15 protein-coding genes and 3 pseudogenes are annotated in these 17260 nt (G+C 45.6%); 9 read left to right on the forward strand and 9 right to left on the reverse strand.

Annotation, left to right across the window (positions count from 1 at the left end):
- The 3 genes from ACJB0T_RS06600 to ACJB0T_RS06610 are packed head-to-tail and all read right to left on the reverse strand — an operon-like array spanning position 1 to position 2832.
- Positions 1-1485, reverse strand: a complete 1485-nt coding sequence (locus ACJB0T_RS06600) for an aldehyde dehydrogenase (RefSeq protein WP_479294166.1) — start codon at positions 1483-1485, stop codon at positions 1-3.
- 26 nt (positions 1486-1511) lie between these two features.
- A complete protein-coding gene (gene puuR / locus ACJB0T_RS06605; protein ID WP_479294167.1) occupies positions 1512-2069 on the reverse strand; it encodes an HTH-type transcriptional regulator PuuR in 558 nt (185 codons plus the stop codon).
- A 16-nt stretch (positions 2070-2085) separates the two neighbouring features.
- On the reverse strand, positions 2086-2832 hold the full coding sequence (locus tag ACJB0T_RS06610; RefSeq protein ID WP_479294169.1) for a gamma-glutamyl-gamma-aminobutyrate hydrolase family protein: 747 nt from the start codon (positions 2830-2832) through the stop codon (positions 2086-2088).
- A gap of 346 nt (positions 2833-3178) precedes the next feature.
- On the opposite strand from ACJB0T_RS06610, the gene ACJB0T_RS06615 reads away from it, so the two are divergent.
- The 3 genes and pseudogenes from ACJB0T_RS06615 to ACJB0T_RS06625 all read left to right on the forward strand — a co-directional run.
- The gene (locus ACJB0T_RS06615) at positions 3179-4525 is read left to right on the forward strand and encodes a glutamine synthetase family protein (protein ID WP_479294171.1); all 1347 of its coding nucleotides are present in this window, start codon (positions 3179-3181) and stop codon (positions 4523-4525) included.
- Between the two features lie 16 nt (positions 4526-4541).
- Positions 4542-6017 carry a Na+/H+ antiporter NhaC family protein gene (locus ACJB0T_RS06620; protein ID WP_479294172.1) on the forward strand — a complete coding sequence of 492 codons (1476 nt, stop codon included), beginning with the start codon at positions 4542-4544 and terminating at the stop codon, positions 6015-6017.
- A 431-nt stretch (positions 6018-6448) separates the two neighbouring features.
- Positions 6449-6802, forward strand: a pseudogene (locus ACJB0T_RS06625) (hypothetical protein); the annotation flags it as partial.
- Positions 6803-6996: 194 nt separating this feature from the next.
- Here the strand turns inward: ACJB0T_RS06625 and ACJB0T_RS06630 are convergent.
- Complete coding sequence (locus ACJB0T_RS06630) at positions 6997-8184, reverse strand: MFS transporter (RefSeq protein ID WP_479294174.1); 1188 nt, start codon at positions 8182-8184, stop codon at positions 6997-6999.
- Positions 8185-8350: 166 nt separating this feature from the next.
- Between ACJB0T_RS06630 and ACJB0T_RS06635 the strand changes: the two genes are divergently transcribed.
- Positions 8351-9256: an endonuclease/exonuclease/phosphatase family protein gene (locus ACJB0T_RS06635; protein WP_479294176.1), complete on the forward strand. Its 906-nt coding sequence runs from the start codon at positions 8351-8353 to the stop codon at positions 9254-9256.
- Positions 9257-9374: 118 nt separating this feature from the next.
- Positions 9375-9872 (forward strand): GNAT family N-acetyltransferase, encoded by a 498-nt coding sequence (locus tag ACJB0T_RS06640; RefSeq protein WP_479294178.1) that lies wholly within the window; start codon positions 9375-9377, stop codon positions 9870-9872.
- A 354-nt stretch (positions 9873-10226) separates the two neighbouring features.
- Here ACJB0T_RS06640 and pcp read toward each other — a convergent pair whose 3' ends face one another.
- Positions 10227-10865 (reverse strand): pyroglutamyl-peptidase I, encoded by a 639-nt coding sequence (gene pcp / locus ACJB0T_RS06645; protein WP_479294180.1) that lies wholly within the window; start codon positions 10863-10865, stop codon positions 10227-10229.
- Between the two features lie 83 nt (positions 10866-10948).
- On the opposite strand from pcp, the gene ACJB0T_RS06650 reads away from it, so the two are divergent.
- Positions 10949-11194, forward strand: coding sequence for a hypothetical protein (locus ACJB0T_RS06650; protein ID WP_042494996.1), 246 nt, complete (start codon positions 10949-10951; stop codon positions 11192-11194).
- 144 nt (positions 11195-11338) lie between these two features.
- On the opposite strand, the pseudogene fhuB reads toward ACJB0T_RS06650, so the two are convergent.
- The 3 genes and pseudogenes from fhuB to ACJB0T_RS06665 form a co-directional block, all read right to left on the reverse strand.
- A pseudogene (fhuB, locus tag ACJB0T_RS06655) lies at positions 11339-13340 on the reverse strand (Fe(3+)-hydroxamate ABC transporter permease FhuB).
- A 7-nt stretch (positions 13341-13347) separates the two neighbouring features.
- Positions 13348-13656, reverse strand: coding sequence for a TroA family protein (locus tag ACJB0T_RS06660; protein WP_479294181.1), 309 nt, complete (start codon positions 13654-13656; stop codon positions 13348-13350).
- Positions 13652-14020, reverse strand: a pseudogene (locus ACJB0T_RS06665) (ATP-binding cassette domain-containing protein); the annotation flags it as partial. The pseudogene ACJB0T_RS06665 and the gene ACJB0T_RS06660, both read right to left, overlap by 5 nt.
- 700 nt (positions 14021-14720) lie before the next feature.
- Between ACJB0T_RS06665 and ACJB0T_RS06670 the strand changes: the two are divergent.
- A complete protein-coding gene (locus ACJB0T_RS06670; RefSeq protein WP_042494984.1) occupies positions 14721-14966 on the forward strand; it encodes a hypothetical protein in 246 nt (81 codons plus the stop codon).
- Positions 14967-15012: 46 nt separating this feature from the next.
- Here ACJB0T_RS06670 and ACJB0T_RS06675 read toward each other — a convergent pair whose 3' ends face one another.
- Positions 15013-15870, reverse strand: a complete 858-nt coding sequence (locus ACJB0T_RS06675; protein ID WP_479294184.1) for an SMP-30/gluconolactonase/LRE family protein — start codon at positions 15868-15870, stop codon at positions 15013-15015.
- 258 nt (positions 15871-16128) lie between these two features.
- Here ACJB0T_RS06675 and ACJB0T_RS06680 point away from each other — a divergent pair, with 258 nt between their 5' ends.
- Positions 16129-16665, forward strand: a complete 537-nt coding sequence (locus tag ACJB0T_RS06680; protein WP_479294186.1) for an NUDIX domain-containing protein — start codon at positions 16129-16131, stop codon at positions 16663-16665.
- A gap of 152 nt (positions 16666-16817) precedes the next feature.
- Positions 16818-17156, forward strand: a complete 339-nt coding sequence (locus ACJB0T_RS06685; RefSeq protein ID WP_479294188.1) for a hypothetical protein — start codon at positions 16818-16820, stop codon at positions 17154-17156.
- Positions 17157-17260: the final 104 nt, after the last annotated feature.

Genomic DNA, 17260 nt, shown 5'->3' on the forward strand with positions numbered 1-17260 from the left:
TTAACGGTGGAGACGAATCCAGGTTGTTTTGGTTTCGGTAAATTTTTCAATAGCATGGATGGACTTATCTCGTCCGTTACCACTCATTTTGAATCCACCGAATGGGACGGTCATATCGCCCTCGTTGTAGTTGTTCACCCACACAGACCCTGCCTCTAATTGCTTGGCGACTCGGTGTACGCGATTAATGTTGTCACTCCATAGCGCAGCGCCCAGACCGTATTGAGAGTCGTTGGCGATCGCAATGGCTTCTTGTTCAGTTTTGAAAGGAATAACGCAAAGTACTGGGCCAAAAATCTCTTCTTGAGCAACGCGCATTTGGTTATTAACATTGTCTAGGATGATAGGCTCAACGAACGCGCCTTTTCCTTCAACATCGCCGCCGCAGCGTACAACCGCACCGGCTTGCTCGCCAAGTTTGACGTAATCCAATACTTTGGCTTTGTGCTCGCGGTCAATCAACGCGCCCATTGAAGAGGTTGGATCCATTGGATCTTTAGGCATGAAACGTTGTGCTGCGCTGATCACTTTATCGATAAAGGCATCTTTGATGCTTTCATGTACAAGCAGTCGAGTAGCCGCCACACACACTTCACCTTGGTTGTAGAAACAACCTGCAGCCGTTTCAGCAGCAGCGCCATCAAGGTCGGCATAATCTTCAAAGACGATATTGGCATTCTTACCACCCGCTTCTGCCCATACGCGTTTTAGGTTAGTTTCACCAGATGCAATCATGAGATGACCAGCAACACGTGTTGACCCTGTAAACGCAATGCAGTCAACCCCTTCGTGACGAGCTAGCGCTTCGCCAGCTTCATGACCGAAGCCAGTAATCACTTGGAATACACCAGCAGGGATCCCCGCTTCATTAGCGAGTCTGCCGAGGAAAATGGCCGTCAAAGAAGACTTTTCAGATGGTTTAAGAATCACGCTATTGCCTGCAGCTAGCGCAGGACCGAGTTTCCAACAGCCAATCCAAAGTGGGAAGTTCCAAGGAACCACAGCCGCTACCACACCGATTGCTTGGTGAGATACGAACGCGTGAACGTCTTTTTCCGTTGGAGCAACTTCACCATATACCTTGTCGATAGCCTCTGCGTACCAACGAATGGATTTAGCAGCGCCTGGAATGTCTGTGGAAACACTGTGAGAAATAGGTTTACCCGTATCAAGAGTCTCAAGTAGCGCCAACGCTTCAACGTTCTCGTCGATAAGATCAGCAAACTTGGTCAGTATAGATTTTCTGTGTGCTGGGGAGCTTTGGCTCCAGTCGCCTTGTTTAAAAGCTCTTTTCGCGTATTCAACGGCAAGATCGACGTCGGCAGACTTACAGCGAGCGATGTTCGCGATGATCTCATCAGTGGCTGGGTTGACCACTTCAAGTGTCGTTGCATCGACAGCGGCTGTGTATTCACCGTTAAGAAAAGCGCGCTGTTCAATCACCTGCGCTTCTCGTTGTTCAATCCATTGTTGTTGCGTTTTCATACGCTCTCCTTGGTTACCTCAAGGCGCTAGAATGCTTTTGGTGTATGAGCACTTATCATTCTGCAAGCCTTATCGGAGTAATTAGTAAATTTGTGTGGGATAGTCGTGTCGATGACATAGGATTCGCCTTCTTTAATCAGATAGGTTTCACCGTTGTACTCTAGTTCGACTTCACCGTTCAATACGGTGCCGACTTCCTCTCCGTCATGCTTAATATTGGATGCTCCAGTGGTGCTGTTCGGAGCGTATTCCTCAATTAAAAATCCAATTTCTTGTTTGTTGCTGCCATTATTGACGAGTTTCATTGATACCGTTTCACTGCCGATTTCAATCAAGTCTTCTGGCTTAATCACAACCTTTACTTCTTTGTTTTCTTGCTTCTCGAGAGTAAAAAATTCCGAAAGCGACAAGGCAAAAACGTTCACTATTTTTTGCAGAGAACTCACCGAAGGACTCACTTTGGCATTTTCAATAGATGAGATAGCACTATGTGTAATGCCCGCTCGCTCAGCCAGTTCTCGCTGTGAAAGTCCGCGCTCTTTTCTTAGTTGAGCGATATTTTTACCAATCTGGTGGTTATCCATGCATTCAGCCTCTAAATTACTGGGAAGCTGACATAATAAATTCTTTAAACAAAATTTGTGAGAAATGATTGTGTTTAGCTTCCCATTCTGGGTGCCACTGCACGCCAACAAAGTATTTTTGTCCCGGTAAGCTAAACGCTTCTATAAGACCATCCGGAGCTTTTGCTTCCACTTTTAGTACGGAACCAAGCTGTTTAACCCCTTGGTTGTGAAGCGTATTGACATCAAACTTGCTGGTATCTTCCCATTTAGCGTTTACCAACCACTGTTTAAATACGCCGTCACCTTCAACAAACACCGGATGAGCTGGCGCGTATTTCTCTGTAAAGTCTTTTGATTCATTTTCACGATGATCTTGATAGCCAGAGTCATGTACCGCTGGATCCAAGCTACCACCCAGTGCCACGTTCATCTCTTGGAAGCCGCGACAAATACCCAGACATGGGATGTTCATGTCTATCGCACGGCGAATCAGCTGAATAGATAGTTCATCACGCGCTTCGTCTTTCTTTTTCTCTTCATGACTACCATTGTATCGATGTGGCGCTACGTTTGAGTGGCTTCCCGGAAACAATAGCCCGTCACAGACAGCCAATACTCTATCTAATTCATCCGCTTCTATTGCCGATGGAAGAATGATGGGCGTGCCACCGAAATCTTTCACCGCTTGAAGGTAGAACTCATTCAATGCCTGTATTTGATAGCCAGCGAGCTCTTTCTTACAGCTTACGAGTCCTATTATTGGTTTTCTTATTTCAGACATTGTCACACTCACGTTCGATTTATTTAACAAAAACCGTACAACCCACGTACATAATTATCAACAGAAGTGTTCGAAATAGATTCCAAAGCGTGACTTCGATCTCCATTTCGGTCAAAAAAGACACTAATTTCGCTCGATATATTGAGCAAGAGCCGATCAACTGTTACAAATTAGTTAACGTTTAACACAGTTGAAATAATCAACGAATTAAACAAAACACAATAAAAACAGAAACTTAAATTTAAATTCAGCGAAAAACCCTATTTAGCTAATGGTTATTGTGTTCAATTTGTTAAACACTGCATCAATTAGCGTCAGTCAGACAGGGTAACTAGGAGTAGTAAAGATGGATACCTATTTACAGGAAGTTAAAAATTTTCGACAAAACTGGCCAGAGATTGAGTATGTAGACGTCATATTTACCGATCTTAACGCCACGCCTCGCGGTAAACGCATCCCAGTAGACGCGCTTGAAAAGCTCGCTAAAGGTGTCGCCCTCCCCCTCTCTACTATTACTTTAGATACCAAAGGTGCTGTTGTTGAATCGGCTGGATTGGGCGAAGACCTTGGCGAACCTGATAACCTTTGTTTCCCTGTTTCTGGAACACTGCTACCGACAGCGAAAGACGGGACAGGTCAGGTATTGCTTTCTATGATGGAAGATGACGGTAAAACGCCACATCGTCTATTTATCCGCAATATTGTTGAACGTATGGTGGATAACTTACACACTAGAAATCAATTCCCTGTCGTGGCGCTTGAGCTTGAATTCTATCTTATCGATAAAGTGCGCGGCGAGAATGGTGAACTGCAAACCGCCATCAATCCAACTAAGAATAAAAGAGAACGTGACACAGAAGTTTATGACGTAGATGGTCTTGATGACTATGCAGACTTTTTATCCGAGCTAAACGCAGCGGCTGCCGATCAAGGTTTAAACACAGCAGGTGCACTTTCTGAATCCGCTCCTGGTCAGTTCGAAATCAACTTCAACCACTCGAAAGACGTACTCCGTGTTTGTGACGAAATCGTCTTCTCAAAACGCCTAATCAAACAAATCGCTCACAAGCATGGTTTTGACGCCACCTTTATGGCGAAGCCGTTCCTCGAAGAAGCAGGAAATGGTCAACACATGCACATCAGCCTCATCAACGATCAAGGCGATAACTTGTTTACTAATAATGAGGATGACTCAGCAAGTCCATTGTTCTTCCAGGCAATGGCGGCGATGTTATCCCAAATCCCGGACGCAATGGCGCTACTTTGCCCGAACGTGAACTCTTACCGTCGATTTGTACCCGGTGCTTATGTACCAACACGTGCAGATTGGGGAGAGAACCACCGAGGAGTCGCACTTCGCGTACCGATTAGCGATGGTAAAAACCGTCGTATTGAACACCGCATCGCTGGTGCGGATGTTAACCCTTACATTCTCGCTGCAGTAGTACTTTCCGCAGTATTAGCGAGTGATAACTATACCCAAGAACAGTGCCCACCAGCCCTAAGTGAAAATGCCATCGACCTGCCAACACGCATGTCCGATGCCCTAACGCAACTGGATAACAGTGAGTTAGGCACGTATTTCTCCCAGGACTTTATTGATATGTATCTCGCTTGCAAACGAAGTGAGCTAGCTGAATTTGAGCGCATTATTACCCCGCTTGAAATCGACTGGATGCTTCACTCAGCTTAGCCAAAGGAAGGAAATTATGACAACGAAATCTGGTGTACTAACCCCACCAAAGAAATCGGGGAATAAGCACTTATTTGTAACCGCGCTTGTAGCTAGCGTGTTAATTGGGTTTACCGCTTTAGGTCTTAGTCACGTAGAAGGTGACGCGTACGGGTGGCTTAGCCTATTGCCGACGACACTTGTGCTCGTGTTTGCCTTAACAACCCATAGGACAGTAGAGGCGCTTGTAGCAGGGACCATTGCAGGGGTTTTACTACTTGACCCAACCCAAGTTGTAGAAAAGTTTATCGGCATCTCAATGGATGTGATGATGGACGGGACCATTGCATGGATCATTTTGGTCTGTGCATTAATGGGTGGACTCATTGCCATGCTCGAGAAAGGCGGCAGTATTCTTAGCTTTAGTAACATGTTAGTTAGTAAGGTAAAGAGCCGCAAACAGTCGATGCTTATGACCTTCGTTCTTGGCCTAATCATCTTTATTGATGACTACTTGAACGCCATTGCGATCTCCTCATCAATGAAAAAAGTTACCGACGGGTATAAGATTTCTCGTGAAAAGCTAGCCTATCTTGTTGACTCAACTGCAGCTCCAATCTGTATTCTGGTACCAATTTCAACATGGGCTATTTTCTTTAGCTCTCTGCTAGAAGCTAATGGTGCAACTGATGAAGGGTCGGGTATTGAAGCGTATATTTCTGCGATTCCTTACATGGCTTATGGCTGGATTACACTTGCTATCGTTATTTTAGTTGCACTAGATAAAATCCCTAACCTTGGTGCAATGAAGCAAGCTGAAGAGCGTGCTCAAAATGGTCAAGTAAAACCAGATGGTGCTCAAGATATTGAGTTCTCTGGAGAGGCGCCACAGACTACATCACCAGTAATGGGCCTGATCAACTTCATCATGCCGATGGTTGTGCTAGTTGGTGCTACATGGTTTTATGGTATCGACCTACTTGCTGGCGTCGCTGTTGCGATTGTCTTTACACTATGTCTATATGGCTTCCAAAGACTCGTCTCAATGAACGAACTATTTGATTCCGTCTTTGATGGTGTAAAAGTCATGCTTATTCCCCTCGCTACAGTGGTAGGTGGCTTTATGCTGAAAAGCGTAAATGACTCCCTAGGACTTACAGAGTTTGTAATAGAATCAGTTGCACCTTACCTCTCTGCACAATACTTTCCTGCACTGATTTTCATCATCACTGGTGGTCTAGTATTTGCGTCCTCTTCTTCTTGGGGTACGTTTGCTGTTGCCATGCCTATTATTCTGCCACTTGCAGACCAGTTGGGCGTGCCATTACACCTAACCATCGCTGCAATGCTATCAGCTTCAGCGGCGGGCAGTCACTCATGTTTCTTCAGTGATTCAACGGTACTCTCTGCGCAAGGGTCTGGCTGTACTGCGATGCAGCACGCTAAGACACAGTTCCCTTATGCACTAATCGGTATTGTTACCACAACCCTATTCTTCATTGTCGTGGCATAAAGCTCGTTTACCACATCAATAAGAAACCCAAAGGGATGCCACTCAGCAGGCATCCCTTTTTTATATCCTTACTTTTGATAGGATTTTCCTATCGAAAGGATAGAAAATGTCAATTTCTCAAACCGCCCATTGCATCTCATAATGAATGTAGCAGTTAGCTTTAAACCGATAGCTTTAAGCCGATAGTTTTAAGCGAATAGTTTTCAACAAACGTCTGTGGCAGATATTAGTTACGCGAATTTACACTTATTGTGAGTTTAAACGAGGCTATTTCTGCTGCTGTTACATAGAATCAAATTGATTCACGCGTCCATCAGAATAGCCCATTGAACCAAAAGGAATTCTGAGGTCTTTCGTTAGTTCACAGTTTTTAAAAACTGGAGATGAAAATGCAAAGCGATAACAATGCTCCTTAAGGCAAATGCCCATTCATGTACGGTGGTAATACACGCACCGGCGGTCGTGGTACTCAAAATGTGGATTGGTGGCCAAACCAACTCAATGTGAAAATCCTTCATCAAAACGACCGTAAAGGAAATCCTCATCACGAAAGCTTCAATTACGCAGAAGCATTCAAAAAGCTCGACCTCAAGCAAGTGAAACAAGACATTGAACATATCCTGACTGACTCTCAAGGTTGGTGGCCGGCCGACTACGGTCACTGAGGTCCGTTTATGATTCGTATGGCGTGGCACGCTGCCGGTACCTACCGTACCGCTGATGGTCGCGGGGGCGGCCGTGAAGATATTTGGGAACCAGAAGAAGACGTATACTGGGGTATGGAAAGCGAAACGTGCCGATCTTGTGTTTGGCTCTAATTCGCAGCTTCGCGCCCTTGCTGAAGTATATGCGTGTGATGATGCCAATGAGAAGTTTGTTTGTGACTTAAGGTGATGAACGCGGATCGGTTTGATGTCTAATAATGCGGTATAGAATAAAGCGAGCCAACTGGCTCGCTTCAGATTGTTTTATGCTTGAACTAACTCCATTTCAACACCCGAACCTCATTCCCCTCTTCAGGTTTCTTAGGAATATTCAACGACAACACCAATGACACAGCCGCCATCGCAGCACCAATGTAAAACACGCTCGACGGTGAAATCAGCCAAATAAACCCAAACGACACTGGAATCACAACCGCAGCAATGTGATTGATCGTGAACGACACACCAGCGGTAGAAGCTATATCGGCCGGATCAGCAATCTTTTGGAAGTAAGTTTTGATAGCCAGTGCCAATGCAAAGAACAGGTGATCAATCACATACAGCGCCGCCGCCCATTCAGCGGTTTGCACTAAGCCATAGCCTACGAACACGAAAATCAGTCCAACATACTCCACCATCAGCGCCTTACGCTCACCAACAATACCAATGAATCGGCCAATCTTTTTCGCGAATAAAAAGTTAAACAGATAGTTAATCAAGAACAGCAAGGTGATGTCAGACACGCTGTAACCGAACTTCTCGACCATCAAAAAGCCCGCGAATACTGTGAAGATCTGACGTCGCGCGCCACTCATAAAGGTCAGCGCATAATAAAGCCAGTAACGCTTCTTGAGCACAAGCTTTTTGGTTTGAGGGGTATCTGTTTTAAATTGAGGGAATGCAAAAGCAATAAACAGCACCAAAACAAAACCAACACCGCCAGAAATACCGTAAACCCATACGTAGTCGAGCTTGAAAACCTCAACCATTACCCAAAGACCTGCGTAGGTCAAAAGCGAGGCCAATGCGCCCACGGAGATTAATTTACCGAGCACCTCAGGCGCCTCTTCTTTGCTGAGCCATTGCAAGGAAAGCGATTGTTTAAGAGTCTCGAAGTAGTGAAAGCCAGTAGACATGATAAGTGTCGTAATGAGCAAACCTGCCACCGATGGGAACAAGCCTGTTATCGCGGTACCCGCCGTCAGCAGCAAGAGCGATATGATCATGAATTTCTGCTCACGAATAAACAGTAGAACAAAGACCGTCGTAAACGCCAGAAAACCGGGAATTTCACGTACACTCTGCAGCAGTCCGATATCTGAGCCGTCAAAGTTAGCTTTCTCAATAACAAAGTTATTAAGCAGTGCCATCCAACTGGAAAAAGCGATGGGCACTATAATGGATATAATAATGAGAAAGTTCTGCGGCGTTCGCCAAGCAGGTTCGGTTTTCACTTGAGACATGGTGATTCCTTTGAAAGCGTTATTCTTATATGCTCACTGACGACCTGAAACAATGTGGCAAGCATAAGCTGTCATGGAGTCTAATACTTTGACACAAATAAATACATTGAAAGTCACCACCTGCAACTTATGTAATTTTGTTGAACCGCCCTTCGCTTTCTATGAGATGGAAAACATTTACTCCGAAAAGCAGTGGCAACAGAAAACCCATTGGTTGAAGAACACATTGCGCGAACTAAACAGTGACATCATTGCTTTTCAAGAAGTGTTTTCCATTGAAGCGCTGCGCGCGCTCACGGCAGAGCTCGGCTACGAATTCTTTGAATATAACCAACTCCCTGCGATTGAAGCCGACTACATCTATTCCAAGCCTTCATTGGCGGTTGCCTCTCGCTTCCCATTAAGTAAGCAGGCCAATCTCTCTCTATGTGAGCCATTTAGGGGCGAATTCAGTCGACCGCCTCTGCATGTCTCGCTATCGATTCAAGGACTTGGTGACTTTGATCTTTTCAACGTCCACTTAAAATCTAAGCGAGCGACCATAGATGGCGAAGATTCCAGTGACAACGTCACCGAGTGGTTAAAGGAGCTGGCAGGCTCTACACTCTCAACTCAGCTTCGTCAGCAAGAAGCCCTATCGCTGCATGCTCAAATCGTCGGCCATAAGCGCGAAGCAAAACGCCCGTTTATTTTACTTGGTGACTTTAACAATGTGCTTACTGCGGAGGAATTTGCTCCGTTTCGCGCGCAGCAGCGCCATCGCAGACAGGATTCCCGCACTGCCATCACTCCCTATCACTTCCACGACAGCTGGGAGCTAATCCCCCACGGCACACCTATTCGAACTCAAGATGCTATCAAGCCACCTCGCAGCCACTACTATGGTGAATCAGGGCAGCGCATTGACCACATATTGGTCTCTAGTGAATTCGTCCCTGAATACGAACACTCAATGTACGAACTCATCGAGTATCAGCTTACCGATAAGCACATTGTTAACCCGACGTTCGGTGTCGATGATGTGGGCTCAGATCATGCCTTAATATCCATTACTTTCGAATCGCGACACTAACCCACCCTGCGTCGAAAAATCGCTTGCTACAATCTGATAATTCAATTAGTTATATACGTGAGTATCCAACAACATCGATACCCAGACACCACATATATAGACAATAGCGGAGCCGTCGATGAACGTATCTATTCGACCTACTGAGCCAAAAGATGCTGAAGGTTTGCGAGACCTGTTTTTGCAGCCAAAAGCCATGCGAGAAACACTGCACTTACCCCACACAACCCTCGCGATGTGGCAAGAGCGACTCAATAATATCCCGGTTGGAGTCTATTCGTACGTCGCAGAATTGGATGGCAAAATTGTCGGCAATATCGCATTGACTCAATCACAGCGCCCAAGACTGATGCACAGCGCTACCTTTGGTCTTGCCGTTCATGATGACTACCACGGCATGGGAGTAGGCAGTCAGTTGATCGAGACAGTATTAGATCTCGCGGATAACTGGCTCAACCTACTCAGGCTACATATTGAAGTAAATACTGATAACAAAGCCGCTATCGCTCTTTATTCAAAGTATGGGTTTGATATCGAAGGGGAAGCTCTGTGTTCCGCATTTCGGGATGGTGAATATATCTCCACCTACTATATGGCAAGGCTAAAAGATCAGCAGTAGACGCTAATATCAAAGTGAGATTTAACGAGTCCCAAAATAGACACGGTACTAATTTGTAAATTACTATTAACTTGATATCACAGAGCAAAATACTCGTTTTGGACAGTATTGATTACACTCCATTCAATCATTATCTTTGGAACCTACATCACACTAAAATGATAAAATGGAGTAACAGCATGTGTGAACATGGCGCCCGGCTACAACGTCAAAGACGAACTCGAGTAATGAAGCTTCTAGGAATTAAAGAACATTATATCTGCAGCAACTGTGGATACGAATTGTTAATTGACAGTGAGAACAAGTTAATAAAACGTCTGACATCTGTTCTATACCCCAATCAGATCGATGGGTTTAGCAAATCTGACCCGACTCATATTTAATATCCTGTTCCACCTGCAAACAGACCTCTGCAGCAAGCACAATCCCGCTGACCATGTCCTCAAGTCGCATCGAAGGAGAAGCAGTTTGGTCATTCTCTTGTTTCATCAAAGGAACATGGATGAAGCCTTGAGCAATCGGCTGCCCCGTTAAATGATGTTGCAGCCCGTAGAACAAGTGATTGCAAACAAATGTGCCAGCACTATTAGACACCTCGCAAGCAATCCCGTTTTTATTCAATGCTTGAGTAATGGCTTTGATGGGCAAGGTTGAGAAAAATGCGTTAGAGCCGTTTGCTACAATAGGTTCGTCAATAGGTTGGTTACCCGCGTTATCGGCAATACGAAAATCATCGACATTGATCGCAACACGTTCAGGGGTAATGGCAGTTCGCCCTGCCCCTAGCCCGAGGTTGATCACCACACTCGGCTGATGCTCTGCAATAGCACTTAACACGCAATCGATCGACTCGTAGCGAGTCACTGGTACTTGGCAAGTGACAATCTCCCCGCCTTCAATCATCACACCTGAGAGCCTTTTGATGATTTCTAGTGACGGATTAACCTCATCACCTCCAAAAGGTTCGAAGCCCGTAACCAGTACTTTTTTCATCGGTTTTTATGCCTATTGTTGGTTTCTCTGTTTAACTTAGGTAGAGTACGCCACCAATGATATCAGTCAAGCGATAGAAAACGATGAACATTGACAACGAAGTAATTGAAACATTAGAACAACTTGAGCAATTCCTGATCTTAGTTGAAAGCGGCGCGTTGGGTTTGCAAGGCGTGGCAGGTATCGCACTGGCGACCTCAAACTCTGACGGTCGTCCATTTGTTGCTGTGCTGAGTGACAAACACGAACTGTTACTTGGTCGCTGGGTATCTCAAGATGTCTATGAAAATGGCAAAGACATGGTGCGAAACGGTCCACGTCGCAACTAATAACAATGCTTAAAAAGGTCTAGTTTCAACTAGACCTTTTTTATTGAAATTTAATAGTGAACTTAATAGTTGATTGAAACACACCACTATTTACACAGAGTAGGTATAAACGTAGTACCGCAATGAAACATTGCGGAGGCATTTTTAGTTTCCTTTTCTCAATAACAAAAGGAAGTATGCGCCACCAATAACAGAGGCCATCAGTCCGGCCGGAAACTGCCACGGAAACCAAATCGTCCGCCCTAGCCAGTCTGCACTCACCATTAAGATTGAGCCTACTAAGCACGCGACCACCAGCTGATTTTTCGCGTTGTATTGCCCAAGCGCTCTTGCGATATGGGGTGCCAACAATCCGACAAAGCTGAGTGGCCCAATAACCAGTGTAGAAAGTGCCGTGAGTAAAGATGCCATGACGAGCAGGAACAAACGAGTTTGTTTCGTATTGATGCCAACCGATACCGCACAGACTTGCCCCAGATTCAATATGTCCAACCAACGGCTCGCTGCGTAAGTCGCACCGCCAAATACCGCAATACCAAGCCCTAGAGCGAGGACATCGTTATAACTTGCTAGATAAGTCGATCCCGACAACCAAGTTAGCAACGCTTGCACATTATCTTGACCTGACGATAGTGCGACCCGAAGAATGGCATCAAGGCCTGCACTTACCGCAATACCAGTTAGAAGTAACTGTGAGGGCGCGTAACTAGACCGCTTGCTAAACTGTAAAATCACAATCATGACCAAGGCCGCGCCTACACCGCCATAAAGGATCTGTTCGATGCGCGTTGGAGTGAAGCCAAACCACGCACAAAAGACAAGAGCAAGTGCAGCGCCCGAGCTAATCCCCATCACTTCTGGGCTTGCCATCGGGTTAACTGTGATTCGCTGTACCATAGTGCCAGCGAGTGCGAGTCCACAACCGGCAAAAATAGCGCCGAGAACGCGAGGCGTGCGCAGATCTAAAATGCTCAGTTCTGTGCTAAAACCCCAACCGACTTGAGTTCGACCTAACAGCAGAGCCAAGGTTGTCACAATGGCCAACAACAGAGTCAAACACAAAACCACCGAAGCAAAAGGTTTAGGGTTGTAGACCTTGTTTGTCACTTCTTCTGCTTTAAAGCTAGAAGCAAACTTTTGTTTGGTTAACAACCACAACAGACAAGGTGCACCGAACAGAGCGGTCATCGCTCCGGTTGGTAGTAGTTCACTAGACACGCCTGAAAATGGTTGGATGATCAAATCAGCAGTGAGCAGTGAGCAGTAATAGTGCACCCACCACGCCACTGATTAGCACACGCTGAACAAATTTTCTCGCGCCCAGCATTTTGGCTATGGTTGGAGCCACTAGACCGACAAAGCCAATAACGCCAACAGTCGCCACTACGATAGATGTAATAACAACAGAAAGTCCGAGTCCAAAAACTCGAATTCTGGCCACATTGACCCCTGCCGATTCTGCAACCTCACTGCCTAGCTCTAGTGCCGACAGAGGTCTTAGCATCAAAAGAACTAAAGCAAGCACAGCAGCTAATACCCAAAGCAACAAAACAGGGTTATCCCAGCCTTGCTGGGCAAGTGCACCCGCACCCCAAACAAACAAACTGGTGAGCTGCTGCTCGTTTAGCATCACTAGCATCATGTTGGTTGCCCCCAGAAACAAGGTGACAACCATACCCGCTAAGACCATCTGCAGAGGCGCAAATCCCCTTTTGGCAGTAAGCAAGAACACGAGACTTGCTGCAATCATGCCTCCACCAAATGCGTAAGCATATTGAATGACACTGCCGCCAACCACACCCGTAAGTAAACTTGTGGTCATACCCAGTTCTGCACCCGCCGCCACGCCTAGCGTTGTTGGTGAGGCAAGTGGGTTTTGCAACAAATGCTGCATCAAGCAGCCCGCAATCGCCAGCGCTGCACCACACAGCAGTGCCATACTGAGACGTTGAAAAAAGGTGAAGTGTAAAATGAGCTGACGATAATCGCTGTCATCACGACTAAACAAATACGTTTGCCACTCACTAAAAGATAAACGATAAGGCACCGCATTTTGGAAAAGCCAAATAAGTGCGAACGCGCTGACAAAAACAAACAGCGCCATTTTACCAAATGGCGCTGTTTCTCTGTGGGCTGTTAATTGCATTACAAACCTACTGCTTACCCAATGTTGAAACCTGTGTGACTACTTCGTCACTTAATCGCTGCATCGCAACCAAGCTACCAAACGTCCACACCTTCGGTACGATCTTCACTCTGTTTTCTCGAGAAAACGCCATGGCCGCCCACAGCGGCGAACCATTTAACTGTGCTTGCTCGGCATCCGATAGCGGGCCGAAGATAAGTACATTACTGTCTTGATACTGGGCGAGCTGCTCCACACTTGCTGACGAAAAGCCCCAGCTGTTGGTTGGCCCTTGCCAGCTATTATCTAGTGACATAGCGGAGATAGTGTCATTCATCAGCGAGCCTGTACTGTGGACGCGAATATGCTTGTCTCCGATAAAGCACACCTTTCCATGGGTAGCGGCCGAACATAACCAATTCACGAACTGTGACACCATCAGTAATCGGAGGGTGTTGAGGTAGATAAGCCACTTTTTTCGCGTACTCTTTTGCGGAGTATTCCGCAAGCGGTTTTCCATCAAGCATTACGCTCCCTGAAGCGACTGGATTTTGACGACTAAGAAGCTTGATGAGACTGGATTTACCGCTACCGTTGTGTCCAAGCAGTGAGGTGACTTCTCCGGGGATAAACTGCAAGTCAAATGGCGATAGAATCTCAAGCGACCCAATTCGATAGCTCGCTTGTGTAAGTGAAAACATAATTAATCAACATCTATGATTGATACAGACCGCTACAAATGCAACTGCAAATGAGAAATATTTGTATACGCATTACATTCATTTTGTTGTGATATGTCATTACCGGCTTCACAAAGCCGATATTTACCGCTTTTTGAATGTGATACCGCTACCGCTGAAAGGGTGAACTAATGAAATCGGACTGAGTGCTTTTCGAGGAAAATCGCAAACTAATTATGCAATTGATTGATGCTATCGTTTTTGCCCTAATCTAGACTTCGGAAGCGGAAGCTTCCGCAAACGTCAGTAAACTAAGAATAATTATGAAAACAGCAATCAAACTTACATGGGCTATCGGCACTTTGATCTCAATGACAGCTCCGGCATATTCGGCGCAGTGGGGGTATGGTGACGGGGATGGACCCTCTCCGAGTGAGCACACCTTGCGATCTTTATTCACATTTCTTCACACAGAAGGATGATTTGCCGATAATTTGTGAGACTAACCTTCCATAAATGCATTTTGAATCTTGGCAAAAATTCACTATTTGAAGTGCTTCAAAGTTTACCGTACGAAGACCATGTAGCTTAACCGTTAAACAAAACAAAGAACATGTTGCAATGATGAGAAATTAAATAACATGCTATTCAACTGCATTCCCTACATAAAGTTGTACGGTTAGCCTTTGAGTAACGGTTAGTGAAATTTGGGGGAAGTAGTATGCAGCAGTACGAGATCAACGTGTATGACTTGAGGTGCGAGGAGCAATCCATCGTGCTGAATATCGAATTTTCCGATGCGACCAAAGCCGATTTTATGTGGGGTAATATGCCAACCACGTCGTGTCGTGATTATATTTCCCACCTTGTTGTGGCGGGTAATGTGGTTGCCAAAAAATACATTACCGAAGACGAGCTAAGCGATATGAATCGCGCGTCACACTACACGCTTTCGATGACATGTTAAAGCGGAGCCATGGGCCCCGCTTTCATCACTATTAAAAAGTGAGTGATTAACTAATCACCACTTTAACGAGCTCTTCTTTCAAGCCTTGCGCTACATCTTTAGCAATCAAAAGTTTGCCTTTCTCATTGCTACCTTCTGCTGATGTCACAATTAGGTCACGCATTTCTTCACCGCCAAAGCCAACCATAGTTGGGTTTTCTGAAGGGACATCAATCACCTCCAGTACCTCACCGTTTGGAGCAATTTTGACGATAGATTGACCTGCGTACATCGCAACCCAATAGTTGCCATCCACATCGACACTTGCACCATCTGGGCGGCCGTTGTAGTCAGTTAGATCACAATGCAGTTGCTGCTCACCATAATGACCTGTGCTCGCATCATAGCTGTGCTTGAAAACTTTGCTTGAGCCAGTGTCTGCCCAATATAGCCATTGGCCATCTGGAGAAAACGCTAGGCCGTTACATGTCCACGCGAACATAGGCAGTGATTCGATAGTGCCATCTAGGTGTAGCTGATGGAACTGACCTTGATCACCCTCTTTTGCACCATTACGAGTACCCGCGATAAAGCGTCCACCCGGTGCACCACGGCCATCGTTATAGCGCATGCGAGGAAATTCTGAAACCAGTGGTACCAACGAGGTCATATCTGCATCCCAATCTTGGATGTAGTACATGCCGGATTTAAGCGCAACGACAAAGCCTTGCTCACCATGCGGTGCAAAACAGCCCAGCTTGTCACCAAACTCACGCTTTTCACTCACGCCATCTTTGTGACGCCAAAGTTCTCCGTCACAGATGTTCACCCACATCCACGACTCTGTGCGCCAATCCCAGCGTGGGCATTCTGCTAAATCAAATTCTAGATCGACGAACTTCTCAAACTGTAGAGACTGTGCCACGTTGATGTCCTTTTTATACATGTTGCTATTGGTTAGGTGCCCAGCTAGATCTGCTAACATCTAGCTTGGAATTTATGGCCACTGTTGTAACAAAATCAGTGCTTAGGTGCTAGCACTGATTTGTGTTTTAACCCGATAAACCTTTGCTAAAGGTAAGAGTTGAAGGGAACGCAAACTCACCACCATACTCGTCAGCATAGGATAGATTGAAAAACTGAGGTAAGCTGCCCGTATGTTTTGCCAACTATTCAGTCAGCTATGACCATAAAGACCTTAGATTCAACCGTCGTCTATCAAAACCCTTGGATGTCTGTTCGTGAAGACAAAATCGAACGTGAAAGTGGCAACCAAGGGATCTACGGTGTTGTCGACAAACCCGACTGCGCTGTCATCATTGCTATCGATAACGGTAATATTCATCTGGTTCAACAATATCGATACGCCGTCAGCGAAACCTTTTGGGAGCTGCCGCAAGGGGCATGGGAGTCTAATCCGGATGCGAGTCATTTATCTCTCGCAAAAGGCGAACTACAAGAAGAAACCGGTCTCATCGCCGGCTCTATGTCCTATGTTGGAAAGCAGCTCATCGCCTATGGATTCCTTAACCAAACCTGTCATATCTATATCGCAACCGACTTAACCCACGGTGAGCCGAGCCACGACAGTGAAGAAGAAGATCTCATCGCGGGTGAATTTACTGTTGTTGAGTTTGAACGCATGCTCATTAAGGGAGAGATCCAAGATGTAGTGACAACAGCAGCGTGGGGATTGGCAAAGCTCAAAGGGATGGTTTAAAGGACTGAACGCTTCGAATACGGCTGCAATCCAAAGGTCTTGTATCCAATTAATGATCCATGTCTCAGTTTTTAAAAACAAGCTCGACTTTACAGCATACTATTCCATTATTAATCGATACGCAGATGAAACTTTATGCACAAGGAAGCAGCATGGATCCACTCACTCTTCAAGAAACCCTTATATCCACCATACGGCAACTGGAACGACTTAAACCGAATTTCAGACTCAGTGAAGAGGCCTACGATCTCGAATCCGCCGTCAATAAACTCACCGAACAACTGTTTAGCCTCCAATCGCTCAGCAGTTATAAAGGCTCGGAAAGCGACATTTCGCTGTCTATTGAATTGCTAAAATCACTCTCCGACAAGGCGCATCACTCGATTGAGCAGGGTATCGGCCTTGATGACCCTAGGTTAATCATTAACGAGTCTTTGCGGGTAAACATTCAGCTATCAAAGATTACGCTTGGTGAAATGAACGCTTATTAACCATTCGACAAACCAATACTTAGAGCAACCAACTAGCTAAAAAAGCAATATTAAAACGCATTCAACATACCTAACACTATGTTTTAAAACATTAATATTGATAT

Source organism: Vibrio sp. CB1-5 (genome assembly GCF_059412285.1).